The organism is Rhodococcus sp. NPDC004095 (assembly GCF_053604015.1).
The window spans coordinates 124,456-144,434 of sequence record NZ_JBSGGS010000005.1; the positions used below are offsets into that span (position 1 = coordinate 124,456).

The following is a 19,979-nucleotide window of genomic DNA, read 5'->3' on the forward strand; positions in this document are numbered from 1 at the left end:
CATCAGGCGTTCGCGGCCGCCTCGTTGAGCTGCTCGAGGGTGCCGGTGGCCTCGAGGTACTCCTGCACCCACCGCTCGATCACCGCGGAGGTCTTCTCGACCTTGGTGAACTGGCCGACGACCTGGCCGACCGGGTTGAATGCGACGTCGACGGTCTCGTCCGGGTACTTGTGGGTGGCTGCGACGGCCATCCCGGACACCATGTACTGCAGCGGCATGCCGAGCGGCTCCGGGTTGCCCTCCGTCTCCCACGCCTCGGTCCAGTCGTTCCGCAGCATGCGGCACGGCTTCCCCGTGAACGAGCGGCTGCGGACCGTGTCGCGGCTGGAGGCGTCGATGTACGCCTGCTGCTGGACCGTGGTGTTCTCGGCCTCCTCGACCATCAGCCACTGCGAGCCGGACCAGGCGCCCTGGGCGCCCAGGGCCAGCGCCGCGGCGATCTGCTGACCGCTGCCGATGCCGCCCGCGGCGAGCACCGGAACCGGTGCGACCTCCTTGACGACCTGCGGCCACAGCACGATCGAGCCGACCTCGCCGCAGTGGCCGCCACCCTCGCCGCCCTGCGCGATGATGATGTCGACGCCGGCGTCCGCGTGCTTGCGGGCCTGGTACGGCGAGCCGCACAGCGCCGCGACCTTGCGGCCCGCGTCGTGGATGTGCTTGATCATGTCGGCAGGCGGCGTGCCGAGGGCGTTCGCGATCAGCGTGACCTTCGGGTGCTGCAGCGCGACCTCGACCTGCGGGGTCGCCGTGGCCTCGGTCCAGCCGAGAAGCTGCAACGCGTTCTCGCTGCCGTCGTCGGGCAGGGGCACGCCGTGGTCGGTGAGGATCTTGCGTCCGAACTCGAGGGTGGACTGCGGCACCATCGACTGGAGCATCTTCGTGAGCTCGTCGGCGGACAGGTTCGAGTCCATGCCCTCGTACTTGTTCGGGATGACGATGTCGACGCCGTACGGGTGGTCGCCGATGTGCTCATCGATCCACTTCAGTTCGATCTCGAGCTCCTCGGGAGTGAACCCGACCGCGCCGAGCACGCCGAAGCCGCCGGCCTTGCTCACGGCGACGACGACGTCACGGCAGTGGGTGAACGCGAAGATGGGGAACTCGATGCCGAGTTCGTCGCAAAGCGGGGTGTGCATACGACATTCCTTCACTGAGGCGGATGGCAGACTGAAACATGTTCCACCTTAAGTGGAGCGGCTTCCGGATTGGGGCGGTCTGCGCATCGTTCTCAGTCGACTGCCAGGGTCCGTCCGGCGCGCGCCGCCCGCCACGCCGCGAACGCCTCCCTGGTCGTGTACCGCGGCGTGTATCCGAAGACGCACTTGAGGCGGTCGTTCTTGAGCACGGGACGGTACTGCAGGAACTTCGTCTGTTCCGGTCCGTGCACGGTCAGCCCCAGCGCGTTGCCGACGGCCAGCCCCGCGCGGACCGCGGCCGCCGGGACCGCGAGCGTGGGCTTGCCCAGTGTCTCGGCGATCTCGTCGATCGTCATCGCGCCGTCCCCGGCGACGTTGAAGATCCCGGTGCGGGTGCCGGTGACGGCCTGCACCATCGCGGCCGAGACGTCCTCGTCCCAGACGAAGACGAACGGACTGTCGCTGCCGCGGATCTTGAGCAGCCGCTTCTTGTCGAACAGCGCGGTGATCTGGTTGTCCACGTCGGCACCGAGAATGGTGCCGATCCGGAACACCGTCTGCTCCAGGTGGGGATGGTCGCGTCGGTACTCGGCGAGCATCTCCTCGACGAGACGCTTGTGCCGGCTGTAGGCGAAGCTGTCGTTGCCGCGCAGCGGCGTGACCTCGGTGATCCAGGGTGGATTGTCGGCGTGGTAGCCGTACGCGGCCCCGCTGGAGGACACGACGATCCGCCGGACGCCGTGTGCCACGCACGCCTCGAGGACGTTGCGCGAGCCGTCGACGTCGACGCGGTACTCCTGCTCGCGGGTCGTCGACCTGCCGGGGTTGACGATGGAGGCCAGGTGAACGACAGCCGTGCTGGGGTGTTCGGTCAGCGTCGCGGTCAGCGACGCCGGGTCGCACACGTCGGCGGTTCGGTAGACGACGCCGTCCAGTTGCTCGGCGGGCGGGCGCAGGTCCACGCTGATCACCTGCGCGCCGGCGTCGCGGAGCCCGCGAACCACCGACCGCCCGAGAAATCCGCTACCGCCCGTGACAGTCACGGTCATGCCGGAACCCCTTCCTTGTTCGTGGTGTCCCTGTTCGTGGTGCGACGTCGCGCCCACGCGCTCGCCAGGACGAGCCCGGCGACGATGTCCCAGATGCCCCACCAGCCGGCCACGATGGCCATGCCACCGAGGCCGTCGAAGAACGTGAACACCAGGCCCAGGCCGAGCCCGGCATTGCGGACGCCGACCTCGAACGTCACCGCCCGCCGGCTGTACTCGTCGAGTCCGGTCGCGGTCCCGCACAGATAGCCGAGCGCCAGGGCCGCCGCGTCGTGAAGGAACACCGCGACCAGGACGACCCCGATGTGCGCGGCGAAGACGGAGAAGTTCCCGGCGAGCGCGGCGGCGATGAACACAAGCAGTGCGAGCAACGAGAGGTTCTTGACCCAGGGTTCGGCCGCGGCCGCCCAGCCCGGCCGCCGGTTCGCCAGCAGCAGACCGAGGGCGAACGGGACACCGATGATCAGGGCGATGTCGGCGAGCATCGCGGCCGGGCTCAGCGAGACCGAGCGCAACAACGCGTCGGTCTCGGCCTGCCGGCTGCCCCAGAAGGCGATGTTGAGCGGCATCAGGAAGATCGCGAGCACGTTCGAGATGCCGGTCATCGACACCGACAGGGCGACGTTGCCCTTCGCGCGGTGCGTGAGCACGTTGGAGATGTTGCCGGGTGGGCAGCACGCGACCAGGATCATGCCGAGCGCGACCGACGGCGGCGGATTCAGTGCCAGCGTGAGCAGGTAGGTCACCGCGGGGAGCAGCAGGAACTGCGCGGTGATGCCGACGGCCATCGCGCGTGGCATCCGCAGAGCGGCGCGGAAGTCGTCGACCGTGGTGTCGAGGGCGATCCCGAACATGATCGCGGCGAGGACGACGTTGAGCAGGGTCAGCGACGTCGGGTTGAAGTTCAGCACCACGTCATCGATCGGCATGATCGGCTCCCTTCGGGACGACGGCCGCGGTGTCCAGGCGCGCGATGTGCTCGGTGACGGCGCGGCGGTACGCGTCCTTGTTCACGTAGTACGACATCCGGTCCAGTTCGAGGTACCGATAGCCGCCGCTGAGATCCGGCCGCGGTCCCGCCACCCGGGCCGCGAACTCGGCGGCGGCGTGCGGGGACTCGTCCTGCGCGCGAATCACCTTCGCGACGAGTTCGGCCTGCTCGTGCCGACCCTGCCAGCCGATGCCGGATGCCTCGACCATGCCGAGCACGAAGAGGTTGCGATGCCGCCGCGAGGCGATGTTCAGGTACAGAGACGGGGCGCGACCGGCCCAGTCCAGGTGTTCGGGATCGATGAACGGGTAGTGCAACCGGTAGCCGGTCGCGCACATCACCAGGTCGTAGTCGCGGCGGTCTCCGTCGACGAAGTGGACGGCGGTGCCGTCGAACCGGGCGATGTCGCGGCGGATGGTGACGTCGCCGTGTCCGAGGTGGTGCAGGATCAGCGAGTTCACGACCGGGTGCGACTCGTAGATCCGGTGATCCGGCACCGGGAATCCGAACCGGACGGGGTCGCCGGTGAACATGCGCAGCAGTCGCCCGTCGACGCGTTGCTTGAGCCAGGGCGGCAACTGCGCGCGGCCCCCAACGGTGTCGGCGGGGCGCCCGAACACGTACTTCGGCACGAAGTGGTACCCGCGGCGGACGCTGAGGTCCACCGACCGGGCATGGTGCACGGCGTCGACGGCGATGTCGCAGCCGCTGTTGCCCGCCCCCACCACGAGCACCCTCTTCCCGTCGAAGATCCGGGGATCCTTGTAGGCGCTGGTGTGCATGACCTCGCCCGAGAAGGCGCCGGGGAAGGCCGGAACATTCGGCTCGGAGAGGGTGCCGTTGGCGATGATCACCCCGCGGTAGCGGGCGGTCGTGCGGCGGCCGTCGGTCTCGGTGTCGACCATCCAGTGGTCGCCGTCGGGTTCGACGCGGACCACGGTCGTGCCGAAGCGGAAGTGCCGATGCAGGTCGAACCGGAGCGCGTACGCCTCGAAGTACTCGCGCAACTCGGAGTGTCCCGGATAGTCGGCGGCGCTGTCGGGCATCGGGAACTCGGTGAACTGCGTCGTCGTCTTCGACGAGATGAGATGTGCGGAGTGGTAGACCGTGCTGCGCGGGTTGTCGATGTTCCAGAGTCCACCGACCTCCGAGTGCGACTCGAATCCGTCGAACGCGATGTCGAGCCGGGACAGGTTGCGGGCGGCGGCGAGGCCGGACGGTCCGGCTCCGATGAGCGCGTAGCGGTCGTCGGTGCTCGTGGGCGGTGGTGTGGACATGATCACCCGGGCCTTTCGTGCCGATGGGCCGGATCCGCGGATTCGGTGCGTCGGTGAATCGTCCCGTTCGCTGCGACGGTGTCCACGTTTTGCAGGAAACCGTGAGAATAATTGGGTATGACGCAGGAAACTGACGGCAGCATCGACGAGGCGGACCTCCGGCTGATCAACGCGCTCCAACTCGCGCCGCGGGCGTCGTGGACGCAGCTGGCCGGGGCGCTCGACCTCGACCCGGTGACCCTGGCCCGCCGGTGGCAGCGGCTCGCCGGGGCGGGCAACGCGTGGATCACGGTGTCGCCGGCCGCGAGCGTGTTCCGGCAACTCTGCACCGCCTTCCTCGAGATCAGGTGCAGCCCGGACCGGGGAACCGCGGTGGCCGAGGCGATGCTCGACCACACCCTTGCGGTCACCGTCGAGCGGGCGAGCGGCGACGACGACCTGCTGGTGACGGCCGGCGCCCCCGACCTCGCGGCGATGTCCCGGTTCGCGCTCGAATTCGTCGCGGCGGTCGACGGCGTCGAATCGGTCCGGACACGGCTGATCACGCAGTGGTTCACCGAGGGAAGTCGATGGCGCCTGAACGCGCTCGGACCGGAGGAACGCTCCACACTGCCTGCCGCACGCAGGTCCGGGGGAGGAGTGGGTGCCCCCGCGATGTCGCAGGCCGACAGGGCGTTGCTCCGGATGCTCTCGCAGGACGGACGGATGTCGCTGACCGACCTCGCGGCCGGAGTGGGGATCAGCGCACCCGCCGCGCGGCGACGACTCGACCGACTGCTGCAACTCGAACTGGTCACCATGCGGTGCGAGTTCGCGCGCCCGCTAGCGGGATACGCGGTGCTCGCGACCTTCTGGGGGCGGGTGCCGCCCGCCGGACTGGAGGACACCGGACGGCGCCTCAGCCGCGAACCGGAGGTGCGCAACTGCTTCGCCCTGCACGGCCCGAACAACCTGGTCGCCCAGGTGTGGCTCCGGTCGGTCGGCGACCTCGGCGCGTTCGAGCAGCGACTCGCGGACGGATACCCGGATCTCGAGGTTCGGGACCGGTCGGTGGTCCTGCGTCTGCACAAACTGCTCGGGCACGTGCTCGACGAGCGGGGCAGGCGGGTGCGCTCGGTGGTGCCGGACGTGTGGGGAAACGACGAAGGCCCGTCACCTCGACGGTGACGGGCCTTCTCCCTGCTGGAGGGGATGACGGGAATCGAACCCGCGTAGCTAGTTTGGAAGACTAGGGCTCTACCATTGAGCTACATCCCCGAAGCACACGACATCTTGGGATCGCCATGACTGCCGTCTGCGTTGGAGACTGTACATAACCTCGCTTTGGATTCGCCAATCGGGTGGTCGTAGGATTCCCACTCGGTGCGGATGCCGCGGTTTCGATCGCGGTGTCGGTGCTTCGCGAACGGACGGGGTGTGGCGCAGCTTGGTAGCGCATCCGCTTTGGGAGCGGAGGGTCGCAGGTTCGAATCCTGTCACCCCGACCAGGGACAACATGAAGAAGACGCGGGCATCCGAAGACCGGGTGCCCGCAGACCGGATAGACCACACGAAGGAGCATGTCCGTGAAGAGCACCGTCGAGCAGCTGAGCCCGACGCGGGTCCGTATCAACGTCGAGGTGCCCTTCGAGGAGCTCAAGCCCGACTTCGACAAGGCGTACAAGGCCCTCGCCCAGCAGATCCGTCTCCCCGGCTTCCGTCCGGGCAAGGCTCCGGCGAAGCTGCTCGAGGCCCGTGTCGGCCGCGGCGCCGTCCTGGAGCAGGTCGTCAACGACGCGCTTCCCGCTCGCTACACCGAGGCCGTGACGGCCGGCGAGATCAAGGTCATCGGCCAGCCCGAGATCGAGATCACCAAGATCGAGGACGGCCAGGAGCTCGCGTTCACCGCCGAGGTCGACGTCCGCCCGGAGATCACCCTGCCCGACTTCTCGGCCCTCGCTGTCGAGGTCGACCCGATCGAGGTCACCGACGAGGCCGTCGACGAGCAGCTGCTGTCGCTGCGTCAGCGTTTCGGCACCCTGGTTGGCGTCGACCGCGCCGTCGAGGAGGGCGACTTCGTCTCCATCGACCTGTCCGCCACCGTCGACGGTGAGGACGTCCCGGAGGCTTCCACCACCGGCCTGTCCCACGAGGTCGGCTCCGGCCAGCTCATCGAGGGCCTGGACGAGGCCGTCGTCGGGCTCAAGGCCGGCGAGTCGAAGGAGTTCACCACCAAGCTGGTTGCCGGCGAGCACGCCGACAAGGAGGCCGTGGTGACCGTGAAGGTCGACACCGTCAAGAAGCGTGAGCTGCCCGAGGCCGACGACGAGTTCGCCCAGATGGCCAGCGAGTTCGACACCCTCGAGGAGCTGAACGCGGATCTGCGTGAGCGCGTCGCCCGGGTGAAGAAGGTCGAGCAGGCCGGCCAGATCCGCGACAAGGTCCTCGAGACGCTGCTCGAGACCGTCGAGGTCCCGCTGCCCGAGGCCGTCGTCAAGGCGGAGGTCGACGCCGCGCTGCACGACGCGATCCACGCGCTCGACCACGACGAGGCCAAGCTCGGCGAGCTGCTCGAGGCGCAGGGTTCCTCGCGTGAGGAGTTCGACAACGACACCAAGGCCGCCGCCGAGAAGTCCGTCAAGACGCAGCTGCTGCTCGACGCGATCGCCGAGGCCGAGGGCACCAACGTCGGCCAGCAGGAGCTGACCGAGCGGATCCTCTTCCAGGCGCAGCAGTACGGCATGTCGCCGGATCAGTTCATCCAGCAGATCCAGCAGGCCGGTCAGCTCGGCGCGGTGTTCGCGGACGTGCGCCGCGGCAAGGCGCTGGCCACGGTCGTGGAGAAGTTCGCGGTCACCGACACCACCGGTGCCACCGTCGACACCAAGGAGCTGTTCGGCAGCCCCGACGAGGACGGCACAGACGAGTCGGCCGACTCCGACGAGAGCTAGTTTTCACGCCATCAGCGAACAGGGGCGGCACCGGGACTCCGGGGCCGTCCCTGTTCGTTAGTGTCTGTGTCAGGAAGCAACGTTTCAGTGATCGTGACGACTCGAGCGATCGAGAACCGGCGATCGAGAAACCCCAGTGATCGAGCAAACTCAGCGATCGAGAAGGCAGGTACCGTGACTTCACAGAACCCGGCGGCTTCGCAGGGCCCCGCCATGACTTCGGCCACGTCAGGTCTGAACCTCAGCGACTCGGTGTACGAGCGGCTGCTCCGTGAACGCATCATCTTCCTCGGTACCCAGGTCGACGACGACATCGCGAACAAGCTGTGCGCCCAGATCCTGCTGCTCTCGGCCGAGGACCCGACGCGCGACATCTCGCTCTACATCAACTCGCCGGGTGGCTCGGTGACGGCAGGAATGGCGATCTTCGACACCATGCAGTTCGCCGAGTGCGACATCGCGACCTTCGGCATGGGCCTGGCCGCGTCGATGGGGCAGTTCCTGTTGTCCGCGGGCACCAAGGGCAAGCGGTACGCCCTGCCGCACGCGCGGATCATGATGCACCAGCCGTCCGCCGGTATCGGGGGCACCGCGTCCGACATCGCGATCATGGCCGAGCAGTTCGCCCACACCAAGCGTGAGATGGCCGAGCTGATCGCCGAGCACACCGGTCAGACGGTCGAGCAGATCACCGAGGATTCGGACCGCGACCGCTGGTTCACCGCGACCGAGGCCAAGGAGTACGGCTTCGTCGACCACGTCATCTCCCGCGCGCGGCAGGCCGGCGGCACCGGCAACAACTAGCCGCCGCCCGTCCGACGCCCCTACCCTTCCTGGAGAAGCAGATGACCAACCTGTACAACCCCCGCGCGCTCTCGGGCACCGCCCCGGCCGGCCCGTCGGCCCGCTACATCCTGCCGCAGTTCACCGAGCAGACCAGCTACGGCGTGAAGACCTCCGACCCGTACAACAAGCTGTTCGAGGAGCGGATCATCTTCCTGGGCAACCAGGTCGACGACGTGTCCGCGAACGACCTGATGGCGCAGCTGCTGGTGCTCGAGTCGCAGGATCCGGACCGCGACATCACGATGTACATCAACTCGCCCGGTGGCTCGTTCACCGCGCTGATGGCGATCTACGACACCATGCAGTACGTGCGCGCGGACATCACCACCGTGTGCCTCGGGCAGGCGGCGTCGGCGGCGGCGGTGCTGCTCGCGGCAGGCACCCCGGGCAAGCGGCTCGCGCTGCCGAACGCGCGGGTGCTGATCCACCAGCCGGCCACCGGCGGCATCCAGGGCCAGGTCTCGGACCTCGAGATCCAGGCCGCGGAGATCGAGCGCATGCGTCGCCTGATGGAGGACACCCTCGGCCGGCACACCGGCAAGGACCCGCAGGTGATCCGCAAGGACACCGACCGCGACAAGATCCTGACGGCCGACGAGGCCAAGGAGTACGGGATCATCGACGACGTCCTGGCCTACCGGAAGCTCTCCGCGCAGAAGTGACGTCTTCCGCGCTGTTGTGACGCACTGGTGCCGACCCGCCCTGACCTGTAACGGGTAGGGCGGGTCGGCGCGAAACACGGTCAACAAGTCGACCCCGTTCCGGCTGGGCGGGTACGGTCACAGTCAGGGGTTTCGCCCGCGCCGGGCGAGGGCCCGCGACATCAGCCCAACCAGCAGCTCGAACAGCCGGCCCGGAACGGTCAGCACCCGTAGCGAGTGCAGCTGAGAAGGAAGTAGGACCTGACGAGATGGCACGCATCGGTGACGGCGGAGACCTGCTGAAATGCTCGTTCTGCGGCAAGAGTCAGAAGCAGGTGAAGAAGCTCATCGCGGGCCCCGGGGTGTACATCTGCGACGAGTGCATCGACCTGTGCAACGAGATCATCGAGGAAGAGCTCGCCGAGTCCAGTGAGGTCAAGCTCGACGAGCTGCCCAAGCCGGCCGAGATCCGTGACTTCCTCGAGAACTACGTGATCGGGCAGGACGCCGCCAAGCGGACCCTCGCGGTCGCGGTCTACAACCACTACAAGCGCATCCAGGCCGGCGACAAGGGCCGCGACGTGCGCGGGGAGACCGTCGAGCTGGCGAAGTCGAACATCCTGATGCTCGGCCCGACCGGCTGCGGCAAGACGTACCTGGCGCAGACGCTCGCGAAGATGCTCAACGTTCCGTTCGCGATCGCGGACGCGACCGCACTGACCGAGGCGGGCTACGTCGGTGAGGATGTCGAGAACATCCTGCTCAAGCTGATCCAGGCGGCGGACTACGACGTCAAGCGCGCCGAGACCGGCATCATCTACATCGACGAGGTCGACAAGATCGCCCGCAAGTCGGAGAACCCGTCGATCACCCGCGACGTGTCCGGTGAGGGCGTGCAGCAGGCGCTGCTGAAGATCCTGGAGGGCACGCAGGCGAGCGTGCCGCCGCAGGGTGGACGCAAGCATCCGCACCAGGAGTTCATCCAGATCGACACCACCAACGTGCTGTTCATCGTCGCCGGCGCGTTCGCGGGTCTGGAGAAGATCGTCTCCGATCGGGTCGGCAAGCGCGGCATCGGTTTCGGTGCCGAGGTTCGCTCGAAGGCGGAGATCGACACCCAGGACCACTTCGCCGAGGTGATGCCGGAGGATCTGATCAAGTTCGGTCTGATCCCCGAGTTCATCGGCCGTCTCCCAGTGGTCGCGTCGGTGACGAACCTGGACAAGGAATCGCTGGTGCAGATCCTGTCGGAGCCGAAGAACGCGCTGGTCAAGCAGTACACCCGGCTGTTCGAGATGGACGGGGTGGAGCTCGAGTTCACCACGGACGCCCTCGAGGCGGTGGCCGACCAGGCGATCCTGCGCGGTACCGGTGCCCGCGGTCTGCGCGCCATCATGGAAGAGGTCCTGCTGCCGGTGATGTACGACATCCCGAGCCGCGACGACGTCGCCAAGGTGGTTGTGACCGGCGAGACCGTCAACGACAACGTGCTTCCGACGATCGTCCCGCGCAAGCCGGACCGCGAGCGCCGCGACAAGTCGGCGTAGCAGCCGGAAACGACGAAGGCGCCCCCACCACCTGGTGGGGGCGCCTTCGTCGTTGGAGGGGGTCAGCCGAGTCGCTCGAAGACGGCGGCGAGGCCCTGCCCGCCGCCGATGCACATGGTCTCGAGACCGTAGCGGCCCTCGCGCCGATCGAGTTCGCGCAGGAGGGTCGCGAGGATGCGGGCGCCGGTCGCCCCGACGGGGTGGCCGAGGGAGATGCCGGAGCCGTTCGGGTTCAGCCGCGGGTCGGTGGGGTCGAGGTCCCAGGTCCGCAGGACGGCGAGGGCCTGCGCGGCGAACGCTTCGTTCAGTTCGATGACGTCCATGTCGGCGAGGGTGAGCCCGAGCCGGCCCAGGGCCCGTTCGGTCGCGGGGACCGGCCCGATGCCCATCGTCCGCGGCGCCACCCCGGCGACCGCCCAGCTCGCGAGCCGAGCGAGGGGGCGCAGTCCCAGCGCGGCGGCCTTCTCCGACGTGGTGACGATGCACACCGCGGCGCCGTCGTTCTGGCCGCTCGCGTTGCCCGCGGTCACGGTGGACTCGGGGTCGACACCGGCGCGGATGGCCCTCAGCTTCGCGAGCGACTCGACGGAGGTGTCGGACCGGGGGTGCTCGTCGGTGTCGACGACGATCGGATCCGACTTGCGTTGCGGGACCGGAACTCCGACGATCTCGTCGGCGAAACGTCCGTCCTTCTGGGCGGCGACCGCGCGCTGATGCGACTGGACGGCGAGGGCGTCCTGGTCGGCGCGGCTGATGGAGAACTCGGCGCGCAGGTTCTCGGCGGTCTCGATCATGCCGCCCGGGACCGGGAAGTTCTTGCCGCCCGCGGTGACCCGGGCCCGCGCGAGGCGGTCCATCAGGGCGACGCCGTCGCCCTTGACACCCCAGCGCATCCCGGTGGCGTAGAACTCGGCCTGGCTCATCGATTCCGTGCCGCCGGCGAGGATCAGCTCGGATGCGCCGGTGGCGACCTGCATGCATGCCTGGACGACGGCCTGCAGTCCGGATCCGCAGCGGCGGTCGACCTGGAGTCCGGGCACGTCGATGCCGAGTCCTGCGTCGAGCGCGGCGATCCGGCCGATCGCGGGGGCGTCGCCGCCGGGGGACGCCTGGCCGAGGATGACGTCGTCGATCTGCGAGCCGTCGATGCCGGTGCGGGTGACGAGTTCGGTGATCACCGTCGCGGCAAGCGATTCCGGGGCGATGTCCTTGAACACGCCTCCGAACCGGCCGACCGGGGTGCGCAGCGGTTCACAGATGACGGCGTCGATCATGGTGGGTCCTCACATGTGTTTCAGGGTTGGGATTGCGTGCGCACCAGGTCGGCGCCGATCGCGTCGACGGTGCTCAGGAGTGCAGGAAGCAGGTCCGTCCGCACCGCCTCGGCGGAGTAGCGGGCGGCCTGCGTGGAGATGTTGGCGGCGGCGACCACCGTGCCGCTCGCGTCGCGGATCGGGGCGGCGAGGGAGCGCAGCCCCTCCTCGAGTTCCTGATCGACGATGCAGAATCCGTCGGCGCGGACCTTCGCGATCTCGTCGCGCAGGGCGTCGGGGGTGGCGAGGGTGCGAGCGGTGAGCGGGGTCAGCATGACGGTCGTCAGATAGTCCTCGAACGCGCTCTCGGACAGTCCGGCGAGGAGCACCCGGCCCATCGAGGTGGCGAACGCGGGGAACCGGGTGCCGATGGTGATGGCGACGGTCATGATCCGGCTTACCGGGACCCGCGCGACGTAGACGACGTCACCGTGGTCGAGGATCGACACCGATGCGGACTCGTGCACCTGCTTGGTCAACGCTTCGAGGTGCGGTCCGGCGATCTCCGGCAGCGTCAGGCTCGACAGGTAGCTGTAGCCGAGCTCGAGGACGCGCGGCGTCAGCCAGAAACCCGATCCGTCGGTGCGCACGTAGCCGAGTTCGACGAGGGTGAGCAGGAACCGGCGGGCGGTGGCGCGGGTGAGTCCGGTGGTCTTGGCCACTTCGCTCAGGGTCTGCCGAGCGTGCTCGGCGTCGAATGCGCGGATGACGGACAGTCCGCGGGCCAGGGACTGCACGTAGTCGGGTGACGCTTCGATCATGGTCCGGAAGGCTCCTCGGTGTCGGTCGTGCCGGCGGTGTCGACGGTGTCGGCTGCGGTGTCGGCCGATCCGGCCCCGTCAGCGAGAGCATTCTTGCCGAGGGCGAATGCGCGGTTGCTGTTCGGTACGCCCGCGTAGATCGCGGTGTGCAGGAAGACTTCCACCAGTTCGTCGGCGGTGACGTCGTCGCGCAGTGCCGCGCGGATGTGCATGTCGAGTTCGTGCTCGTTGCCGACCGCGGTGAGGATCGCGAGGGTGAGCAGGCGTCGGGTGTGGTGGTCGAGACCGGGTCGGGTCCAGATGTCACCCCACGCGGTGCGGGTGATGAAGTCCTGGAACGGTGCGGTGAACGCGGTGGTGCCTGCGATCGCGCGATCGACGTGGGCGTCGCCGAGGACGGTGCGCCGCACCCGCATACCGGCCTCGTACGCCTCGCTGCGTTGCGCGGGGCCGGCCACGTGGGCGGCGACCAGCGCGGTGACCCGGCCGGCCTGTTCCACACTGGCCAGGTGTGCTGCCGGATCGAGCACGTGCAGTGTGGAATTCGCGATTCCGTCGGCGATCGCCCGCAGGTCCGCCGGAGTGGTGGCGGGGTCGTGACGGCCCGCGATCACCAGCGTCGGCGCCGCGATGCGGGCGAGATCGGCGCGGCCGTCCCATCCGGACAGCGCCTCGCAGCAGGCCGCGTATCCCTCGTCGGCGGTGGCGTCCACCATCGCCCGCGACGACGCGATCAGTTCGGGGTCGCGGGCGGCGAGCCCGTCGGTGTACCACCGTCCGACGACGCTCTCGGCGATGGACCCGGTGCCCTCGGCGCGGACGGCGGCCGCCCGGTCCAGCCAGGTCTGTGGTTCGCCGAATCTGGCGGAGGTGCACAGCAGGGTCACCGTGTGGACGCGGGTGGGCGCGTGGGCGGCGATCCACTGGGCGACCGCGCCGCCGAGGGACAGCCCGACCAGGTGCACCGCGGGCTGTTGCAGGTTGTCGAGCAGCGCCAGTACGTCGCGGCCGAGGTCGTCGATCGTGTACGGCCCTGAGGGAACCGGGGATTCGCCGTGCCCGCGCAGATCGACGGCGACGACGTTGGCGTCCGCGGACAGGGCCCGCACCTGGGGATCCCACATGGTCCGGTCCGACCCGAGCGACCCGAGCAGGACGACGGTCGGGGCGCCGGGTCCGGGGCCGGTGACCTGGTGGGCGAGGGCGACCGTCACCGGGTCTCCTCCTTCGTGGTCGATCGGGCGGCCAGCACGCGGTCGACGAGGTCGCCGGCGTGGCCGAGGTAGGTTGCGGGATCGAGCAGTTCACGCACCGCCTCGGGTGCGAGGAACTCGACGACCGCCGGGTCGGTGTCCAGCGGCCGGCCGGCCAGGCATGCGGCGGTGACCAGGTCGCGCGCGGCGCCGGTGTGCCCGGACAGGGCCGCGGTGACGCGTTCGGCGAGCAGCATCCCCCCGGTCGCGTCGAGGTTGCGGCGCATCGCGGCGGCGTCCACCTGCAATCCGCTCAGGCACTGGCCGATTCTGTGCGCGGCGCCGCCGGTGAGCCGGAGCAGGTCGGTGACCGTTTCCCACTCGGCGTGCCAGGCACCCGTGGCGCGCTGGAACTCGTGGGACATCGAGCCGAGCACGGTCGCGACGAGTCCCGGCACCCGCACGGCCGCGCCCCGCGCGGTCACGGCCGCGACCGGGTTGCGCTTGTGCGGCATCGCGGACGAGCCACCGGGGGCGTCCTCGGCGACCTCGCCGACCTCCGTCGCGGCCATCAGCACCACGTCGCCTGCGATCTTCGCCACGACGCCCGCGGCGACCCCGAGGGCCGATGCGATCTCGCCGATCCGGGTCCGCTCGGTGTGCCATGGCACGGACTGCCGGGCCAGGCCCAGCTCGTCGGCGAGCCGATCGGCCACCTCGAGCCCGAGCGGGTGCAGCGCTGCGAGAGTGCCTGCGGCACCACCGAATTGCACCGGAAGATGGGCGATCACGGTGGTGAGGGAGCGGTGCGCCCGGTCGAGGCCCGCGCACCATCCCGCGGCCAGCGCCCCGAATGTGGTCGGCAGTGCCTGCTGGCCGAGGGTGCGGGCGGCCATCGGGGTGTCCCGGTACCGACGCGCCAACGATGCCGCGGCGTCCGCGGCCACCGCCAGGTCGTCGGCCACCACGGCGCCGGCTCGCCGTGCTATCACCATGAGCGCGGTGTCGAGGATGTCCTGGCTGGTCGCGCCGGCGTGCACCGCCGATCCGGGCACCCCGGCCGGTGCGCACTCGGCGCGCAGGTGCTTGACCAGTGGGATGACCGGGTTGCCACCGGCTGCGCCCTCGACGCCGAGCAGCGCCGGGTCGAGTGTGCCGGACAGAGTGTTGGCGGCTGACGCGATCGCGGTCGCCTGGTCGGAGGTGATCACGCCGGAGTCGGCGGCCGCGTGGGCGAGTGCGCTCTCGACTTCGAGCATCGCCGCCACCCATGCCCGATCGGACAGCAGTGGATCGATCCGCTGCGCCCCGAACACCGGATCGAACAGCTCACCCCGGGTCACGCGGTCCTCCGGGAGTGGCGTGGGGGCGGGTGCAGCATGTGCGGCCTTTTCGTCGTGGGAACCGTACGGCCTGTTCGTGATGAGAACGCAGCGCCGCTATGCGAACACGATAGGGCCTCGCAGTGACTCGGGCAACGCCGGCCCCGAAATATGTTCGCAATGCGGACGCATGTTCACAGAACGCACGACCCGCGCTATCGTGGTCGCCGTGATGGACAAAGTCATTTCCACAGCAGCCGAAGCGGTGGCGGACATCCCGAGCGGCGCGTCACTCGCGGTCGGCGGATTCGGGGTGGTCGGCGTGCCGGAGGCGTTGATCGCGGCACTGCTCGAACAGGGCGCGACCGATCTCGAGACCGTCACCAACAACCTGGGAATCGACGGGTTCGGTCTCGGCACGCTTCTCGCCGCCAACCGGATCCGGCGCACGATCAGCTCCTATGTCGGAGTGAACAAGGAGTTCGCCCGGCAGTACCTGGCCGGTGAGCTGGAGGTGGAGCTGACGCCGCAGGGCACCCTCGCCGAACGGATGCGTGCCGGCGGCGCCGGTATCCCCGCCTTCTTCACCCCGGCCGGTGTCGGTACCCAGGTCGAGACCGGTGGCCTGCCCCGCAGGTACGACGGCGACGGCGGCATCGCGATCGCCAGCCCGCCGAAGGAGACACGCGAGTTCGACGGCGTCACCTACGTGATGGAGCGCGCCATCGTCACCGACTACGCGCTCGTCCATGCGTGGAAGGGCGACCGGCACGGAAACCTCGTGTTCCGCAAGAGCGCTCGCAACTTCAACCCGCCCGCGGCGGCGGCCGGCCGCATCACCGTCGCCGAGGTCGAGCACCTCGTCGAGCCCGGTGAGATCGACGCGGACGAGGTGCACACCCCGGGTATCCACGTGCAGCGTGTGGTGCACGTGCCGGTGGTCGGTGAGAAGCAGATCGAGAACAGGACGGTGCGGAAGTGAGCTGGACCAGGGACGAGATGGCGGCCCGTGCCGCACGGGAACTCGAGGACGGGCAGTACGTCAACCTCGGCATCGGCATGCCGACGCTGATCCCGAACCACATCCCGGACGGCATCGAGGTCGTGCTGCACTCGGAGAACGGGGTGCTCGGGGTCGGGCCGTATCCGTTCGAGGACGAGGTCGACGCGGATCTGATCAATGCGGGCAAGGAGACGATCACCGTCCTGCCCGGCGCATCCTTCTTCGACTCGGCGCAGTCGTTCGGGATGATCCGCGGCGGCCAGGTCGACGTCGCGGTGCTCGGTGCGATGCAGGTCAGCGAGACCGGCGACCTCGCGAACTGGATGATCCCCGGCGCCATGGTCAAGGGCATGGGCGGCGCGATGGACCTGGTGCACGGCGCTCGCCGCGTCATCGTCCTCACCGACCACTGCAGCAAGACCGGCGAGCCGAAGATCGTCGTCGAGTGTTCGTTGCCGCTCACCGGAAAGCGGTGCGTCAACCGGATCATCACCGACCTGGCGGTCCTCGACGTGACGGCGGACGGTCTGCGGTTGGTCGAGACCGCTCCCGGTGTGACCGTCGACGAGGTCCGGGCCGCGACCGGGGCCGAACTCCTCGTCGACGTCGTCGCGGTCGGCTGACCGGCGACGAGACGCCCTCGAACGGCGCCCCGGCTGCAAGCCGGGGCGCTGTCGGCGTTGCGGGGTGTCGATGCCGGCGAGTAGGAGTGACAGCGAGGGGAGGCGGTACGAGAGGATGCTGCGATGGCCGGACAACCCCGTGAGCCGGGGCGCACCACGACCTCGCGGGTGCTCGCGATCCTCGAGGCTTTCGAGTCGGGGGCCGAACCCCTGCCGCTCACCGACATCGCCACCGCGGCGGATCTGCCGCTGAGCACGGTGCACCGGCTCGTCGGCGAACTGGAGAGCTGGGGTGCACTCCAGCGCGGCTCGGACGGGCGCTACCAGGTCGGTATCCGGCTGTGGGAAATCGCCCAGAACGCCGGCCAGGGGCTGCGTGACATCGTGCATTCGCCGCTGCAGGACCTGTTCGACCTGACTCGGGAGACGGTGCACTTCGCGGTGCGGCGCGGCACCGAGGCGATCTACGTCGACCGGATCTACGGGAGTCGGCGAATCCCGCGGATCGCACGGGTCGGTGCACGGCTGCCGCTGCATCCGACGGCCGTCGGCAAGGTCTTGCTGGCGTACGAGGAGGACTGGTTCCGCGAGGCGTACCTCTCCCACGCGCTCGAGCGCCGGTCGCGATACACGATCACCGACGCCCGTCGCATGGCGCGAGAGCTGGACCTCGTGCGGGAGAACGGGTACGCGCAGACCCGCGAGGAGATCGCGCTCGGGCTCTGTTCGGTGGCGGTGCCGGTGCACGCGCCCAAGGGCGACGTCGTCGCGTCCGTCGGCATGGTCCTGCCCAGCTCGCGGTACGCCGAGATCCCGCGATTCCTCCCCGCGATGCGGGGGACCGTCACCAGGCTCGAGAAGCTCTTCCGGGACCTGCCGCAGCCCGTTGAACAGGCAATTCGAAGCTTCTGGCTCGACTCTTCCGTTGAACGGAAGAAATAGCTGGGCCGCGCGCCCGTCGCACGTGAAGGTGGTCTCCATCACAAGGAGGATTCATGGAGACCAGCATCACCACCGCCGGTTGTCCCGTGGCCCATCACGGCTACGAACCGTTCGCGATGACCGACCCGTTCCCCGCCTACTCCCGTCTGCGTGCGAACGAACCGGTCATGTTCGACGAACGGATCGACTGCTGGGTGATCAGCCGCTACGACGACGTGAAGGCCGTCTTCGACGACTGGGAGACGTTCAGCAGCGAGAACGCGCAGGCGCCGGTCCGTCGGCACGGACCCCAGGCGCGAAAGGTCATGGAGGACGGCGGATTCACCGCATACTCCGGTCTGTCGGCGCGGATTCCCCCGGAACACACCCGAATTCGGAAGGTCGTGTCGAAGGCGTTCACGCCGCGGCGGTACCGGGCCCTCGAACCGTTCATCCGCGACAACGTCGACGCCCAGCTGCGGGCGATGCTCGCGCGTCCGGACCGGCGCGGCGACCTGCTGCGCGACCTCGCCTACGAGGTGCCGACCGTGACGATCTTGACGCTGATCGGCGCGGACGCCGGCCAGGTGGACACCTTCAAGCGATGGTCCGACTCCCGCGCGGCGATGACCTGGGGCGACCTGAGTGACGAGGAGCAGATCCCGCACGCGCACAATCTCGTCGAGTACTGGCAGGAATGCCGGCGCTTGGTGGCGCATGCCCACGCCCACGGCGGCGACAGTCTGGTCGCGGACCTGGTGCGAGCCCAGCGGGAGGGGGACCCGATCAGCGACCACGAGATCGCGTCGGTCTGCTACAGCCTGCTGTTCGCCGGTCACGAGACCACGACGACCCTGATCTCCAACACCCTGCGCCTGCTGCTCGCACACCGCGATCAGTGGGCCGCCCTCGCCGCGGACCCGCAACTGATTCCCGCGGCCGTCGACGAGGTGCTCCGGTTCAGCCCGTCCATCGTCGGGTGGCGACGGAAGGCGCTGCGGGACACCGAGGTCGGCGGAGTCGCGATCCCCGCTGGGGCCAACCTGCTGCTGCTGATGGGATCCGCGAACCGCGACGACGCCCGATTCGAGGACCCGGACGTCTTCGACATCTCGCGGGCCAACGCGCGCGAGCACGTGGCGTTCGGGTACGGCATCCACTACTGCCTGGGCAACATGCTCGCGAAGCTGCAGACCCGGATCGCGGTGGAGCAGGTGCTGGCCCTTGCCCCCGATCTGGAACTGCTCGACCCCGATGCCATCACGTTCGGAGACAACCTGTCGTTTCGGGTCCCGACCGCGGTGCCGGTGCAATGGGGCGGAGTGGACGAGGGCCCGTACATCCAGTTCTTCGACGACGACACCGCGCCGCGGCACGAACTGCTCGGTGGCAAGTGCGCGTCGCTGGTGTCGATGACGCAGGCCGGTATGCCGGTGCCGCCCGGGTTCGCGGTCACGACCGCCCTCTACGACGACTTCGTCGCCGAATCCGGTGTCGCCGAAGGAATTCGGAGGCTGCTCTCGGATATCGACCCGGACGACGTTGCGCAGGTCGACACCGTCTCCGCCCGGATTCGCGATGCGATCGTCTCCCGGCCGGTACCGGACCGACTGCGACGGCTGACGATCGAGGCGTACGAGCGCTTGCAGTCCGGTTTCGACGAGCCGGTTCCGGTGGCGGTGCGGTCCTCCGCGACCGCCGAGGACCTGCCCGACGCGAGCTTCGCCGGCCAGCAGGACACCTACCTGTGGCTGACGGATCTCGATTCGGTGACCGAGCACATCCGCCGGTGCTGGGCGTCGTTGTACACGAGCCGCGCGATCACCTACCGACTGAAGAACAACATTCCGGACGAAGGACTGTCGATGGCGGTGGCCGTCCAGAAGATGGTCAACGCAAAGGTCGCCGGTGTCGCGATGACACTCGACCCCACCAACGGTGACCGCTCGAAGATCGCCATCGACGCGTCCTACGGGGTGGGGGAGATGGTCGTCTCCGGGCAGGTGACTCCGGACAACATCGTGCTCGACAAGGTGACACTGGGCCTGGTCACCGAGAAGGTGGGCGCCAAGCACTCCGAGCTGATCCCGGACGCCGAGTCCCGCAGCCTGGTCGAGCGGGAGGTGGACCCGAGCCGCCGCGCGTGCCGGTGCCTGACCGAAGACGACCTGCGCGCGGTGGCGACGATCGCCAAGCGTGCCGAGAAGCACTACGGGTGCCCGCAGGACATCGAGTGGGCCCTCGACGCGGACCTGCCCGACGGGCAGAACCTGCTGCTGCTTCAGTCCCGTCCGGAGACTGTCTGGTCGTCGAAGCCCGCGACCGCCCCGACCGCCTCGCCGGCGAAGCCGCGCAGCTTCAGCGTGGCCGGCATCACGAAGTCCATGACCCGACGCCCCGTCGCCCACTGACCGACCCCGTGA

Annotated in this window: 17 protein-coding genes, 2 tRNA genes and 1 pseudogene; 11 read left to right on the top strand and 9 right to left on the bottom strand. The window is 69.0% G+C overall.

The window, feature by feature from the left end; all coding sequences use genetic code 11:
• Positions 1-2: 2 nt before the first annotated feature.
• From ACWEPG_RS11250 to ACWEPG_RS11265, 4 genes are all read right to left on the bottom strand, one after another.
• Positions 3-1,139 (bottom strand): nitronate monooxygenase, encoded by a 1,137-nt coding sequence (locus ACWEPG_RS11250; RefSeq protein ID WP_450112071.1) that lies wholly within the window; start codon positions 1,137-1,139, stop codon positions 3-5.
• Between the two features lie 92 nt (positions 1,140-1,231).
• Positions 1,232-2,188 (bottom strand): SDR family oxidoreductase, encoded by a 957-nt coding sequence (locus tag ACWEPG_RS11255; RefSeq protein WP_450112072.1) that lies wholly within the window; start codon positions 2,186-2,188, stop codon positions 1,232-1,234.
• A complete protein-coding gene (locus ACWEPG_RS11260; RefSeq protein WP_450112073.1) occupies positions 2,185-3,117 on the bottom strand; it encodes a bile acid:sodium symporter family protein in 933 nt (310 codons plus the stop codon). The genes ACWEPG_RS11255 and ACWEPG_RS11260 overlap by 4 nt, the downstream gene beginning before the upstream one ends.
• Positions 3,104-4,456, bottom strand: coding sequence for a flavin-containing monooxygenase (locus ACWEPG_RS11265; protein WP_450112074.1), 1,353 nt, complete (start codon positions 4,454-4,456; stop codon positions 3,104-3,106). Before ACWEPG_RS11265 ends, ACWEPG_RS11260 begins: the two co-directional genes overlap by 14 nt.
• Before the next feature lie 117 nt (positions 4,457-4,573).
• Here ACWEPG_RS11265 and ACWEPG_RS11270 point away from each other — a divergent pair, with 117 nt between their 5' ends.
• Positions 4,574-5,623, top strand: a complete 1,050-nt coding sequence (locus ACWEPG_RS11270; RefSeq protein ID WP_452594391.1) for an Lrp/AsnC family transcriptional regulator — start codon at positions 4,574-4,576, stop codon at positions 5,621-5,623.
• A 16-nt stretch (positions 5,624-5,639) separates the two neighbouring features.
• Here the strand turns inward: ACWEPG_RS11270 and ACWEPG_RS11275 are convergent.
• A tRNA-Gly gene (locus tag ACWEPG_RS11275) sits at positions 5,640-5,713 on the bottom strand.
• A 153-nt stretch (positions 5,714-5,866) separates the two neighbouring features.
• On the opposite strand from ACWEPG_RS11275, the gene ACWEPG_RS11280 reads away from it, so the two are divergent.
• The 5 genes from ACWEPG_RS11280 (at position 5,867) to clpX (ending at position 10,420) form a co-directional block, all read left to right on the top strand.
• A tRNA-Pro gene (locus ACWEPG_RS11280) sits at positions 5,867-5,943 on the top strand.
• A gap of 78 nt (positions 5,944-6,021) precedes the next feature.
• Positions 6,022-7,386, top strand: coding sequence for a trigger factor (gene tig, locus ACWEPG_RS11285; RefSeq protein ID WP_450112076.1), 1,365 nt, complete (start codon positions 6,022-6,024; stop codon positions 7,384-7,386).
• A gap of 174 nt (positions 7,387-7,560) precedes the next feature.
• Positions 7,561-8,190 carry an ATP-dependent Clp protease proteolytic subunit gene (locus ACWEPG_RS11290; protein ID WP_450112077.1) on the top strand — a complete coding sequence of 210 codons (630 nt, stop codon included), beginning with the start codon at positions 7,561-7,563 and terminating at the stop codon, positions 8,188-8,190.
• 41 nt (positions 8,191-8,231) lie between these two features.
• Positions 8,232-8,894: an ATP-dependent Clp protease proteolytic subunit gene (locus ACWEPG_RS11295; protein WP_450112078.1), complete on the top strand. Its 663-nt coding sequence runs from the start codon at positions 8,232-8,234 to the stop codon at positions 8,892-8,894.
• Positions 8,895-9,142: 248 nt separating this feature from the next.
• Positions 9,143-10,420 (top strand): ATP-dependent Clp protease ATP-binding subunit ClpX, encoded by a 1,278-nt coding sequence (gene clpX / locus ACWEPG_RS11300; RefSeq protein WP_450112079.1) that lies wholly within the window; start codon positions 9,143-9,145, stop codon positions 10,418-10,420.
• Between the two features lie 62 nt (positions 10,421-10,482).
• Here the strand turns inward: clpX and ACWEPG_RS11305 are convergent, their stop codons facing one another.
• Genes ACWEPG_RS11305 through pcaB form a run of 4 tightly spaced genes read right to left on the bottom strand, consistent with a single transcriptional unit; the run spans position 10,483 to position 15,030 of the window.
• Positions 10,483-11,694 carry an acetyl-CoA C-acetyltransferase gene (locus ACWEPG_RS11305; RefSeq protein ID WP_452594392.1) on the bottom strand — a complete coding sequence of 404 codons (1,212 nt, stop codon included), beginning with the start codon at positions 11,692-11,694 and terminating at the stop codon, positions 10,483-10,485.
• Positions 11,695-11,714: 20 nt separating this feature from the next.
• A complete protein-coding gene (locus tag ACWEPG_RS11310; RefSeq protein ID WP_450112081.1) occupies positions 11,715-12,494 on the bottom strand; it encodes an IclR family transcriptional regulator domain-containing protein in 780 nt (259 codons plus the stop codon).
• Positions 12,491-13,708, bottom strand: a complete 1,218-nt coding sequence (gene pcaDC, locus ACWEPG_RS11315) for a bifunctional 3-oxoadipate enol-lactonase/4-carboxymuconolactone decarboxylase PcaDC (RefSeq protein ID WP_452594393.1) — start codon at positions 13,706-13,708, stop codon at positions 12,491-12,493. Before pcaDC ends, ACWEPG_RS11310 begins: the two co-directional genes overlap by 4 nt.
• Entirely contained in the window at positions 13,705-15,030 is a 1,326-nt protein-coding gene (pcaB, locus tag ACWEPG_RS11320) for a 3-carboxy-cis,cis-muconate cycloisomerase (RefSeq protein WP_450112083.1), read from the bottom strand. Before pcaB ends, pcaDC begins: the two co-directional genes overlap by 4 nt.
• 211 nt (positions 15,031-15,241) lie before the next feature.
• On the opposite strand from pcaB, the gene ACWEPG_RS11325 reads away from it, so the two are divergent.
• The 5 genes and pseudogenes from ACWEPG_RS11325 to ACWEPG_RS11345 all read left to right on the top strand — a co-directional run bounded on the left by ACWEPG_RS11325 (position 15,242) and on the right by ACWEPG_RS11345 (position 19,967).
• Positions 15,242-15,991 (top strand): CoA transferase subunit A, encoded by a 750-nt coding sequence (locus tag ACWEPG_RS11325; protein WP_452594539.1) that lies wholly within the window; start codon positions 15,242-15,244, stop codon positions 15,989-15,991.
• Positions 15,988-16,635, top strand: coding sequence for a CoA transferase subunit B (locus tag ACWEPG_RS11330; protein ID WP_450112084.1), 648 nt, complete (start codon positions 15,988-15,990; stop codon positions 16,633-16,635). Before ACWEPG_RS11325 ends, ACWEPG_RS11330 begins: the two co-directional genes overlap by 4 nt.
• A gap of 123 nt (positions 16,636-16,758) precedes the next feature.
• Positions 16,759-17,577 (top strand): IclR family transcriptional regulator, encoded by an 819-nt coding sequence (locus ACWEPG_RS11335; protein ID WP_452594394.1) that lies wholly within the window; start codon positions 16,759-16,761, stop codon positions 17,575-17,577.
• A gap of 53 nt (positions 17,578-17,630) precedes the next feature.
• Positions 17,631-18,872 (top strand): annotated as a pseudogene (locus tag ACWEPG_RS11340) (cytochrome P450); the annotation flags it as partial.
• Between the two features lie 6 nt (positions 18,873-18,878).
• Positions 18,879-19,967: a PEP/pyruvate-binding domain-containing protein gene (locus ACWEPG_RS11345; protein ID WP_450112246.1), complete on the top strand. Its 1,089-nt coding sequence runs from the start codon at positions 18,879-18,881 to the stop codon at positions 19,965-19,967.
• The last annotated feature ends 12 nt before the right edge of the window (positions 19,968-19,979 follow it).

Coding starts and splice junctions, on each gene's coding strand:
- ACWEPG_RS11270 (WP_452594391.1), top strand. CDS start 4,574: ATGACGCAGGAAACTGACGGCAGCATCGACGAGGCGGACCTCCGGCTG.
- ACWEPG_RS11295 (WP_450112078.1), top strand. CDS start 8,232: ATGACCAACCTGTACAACCCCCGCGCGCTCTCGGGCACCGCCCCGGCC.
- ACWEPG_RS11335 (WP_452594394.1), top strand. CDS start 16,759: ATGGCCGGACAACCCCGTGAGCCGGGGCGCACCACGACCTCGCGGGTG.
- ACWEPG_RS11260 (WP_450112073.1), bottom strand. CDS start 3,117: ATGCCGATCGATGACGTGGTGCTGAACTTCAACCCGACGTCGCTGACC.
- clpX (WP_450112079.1), top strand. CDS start 9,143: ATGGCACGCATCGGTGACGGCGGAGACCTGCTGAAATGCTCGTTCTGC.
- ACWEPG_RS11305 (WP_452594392.1), bottom strand. CDS start 11,694: ATGATCGACGCCGTCATCTGTGAACCGCTGCGCACCCCGGTCGGCCGG.
- ACWEPG_RS11250 (WP_450112071.1), bottom strand. CDS start 1,139: ATGCACACCCCGCTTTGCGACGAACTCGGCATCGAGTTCCCCATCTTC.
- ACWEPG_RS11265 (WP_450112074.1), bottom strand. CDS start 4,456: ATGTCCACACCACCGCCCACGAGCACCGACGACCGCTACGCGCTCATC.
- ACWEPG_RS11255 (WP_450112072.1), bottom strand. CDS start 2,188: ATGACCGTGACTGTCACGGGCGGTAGCGGATTTCTCGGGCGGTCGGTG.
- ACWEPG_RS11310 (WP_450112081.1), bottom strand. CDS start 12,494: ATGATCGAAGCGTCACCCGACTACGTGCAGTCCCTGGCCCGCGGACTG.
- ACWEPG_RS11325 (WP_452594539.1), top strand. CDS start 15,242: ATGGACAAAGTCATTTCCACAGCAGCCGAAGCGGTGGCGGACATCCCG.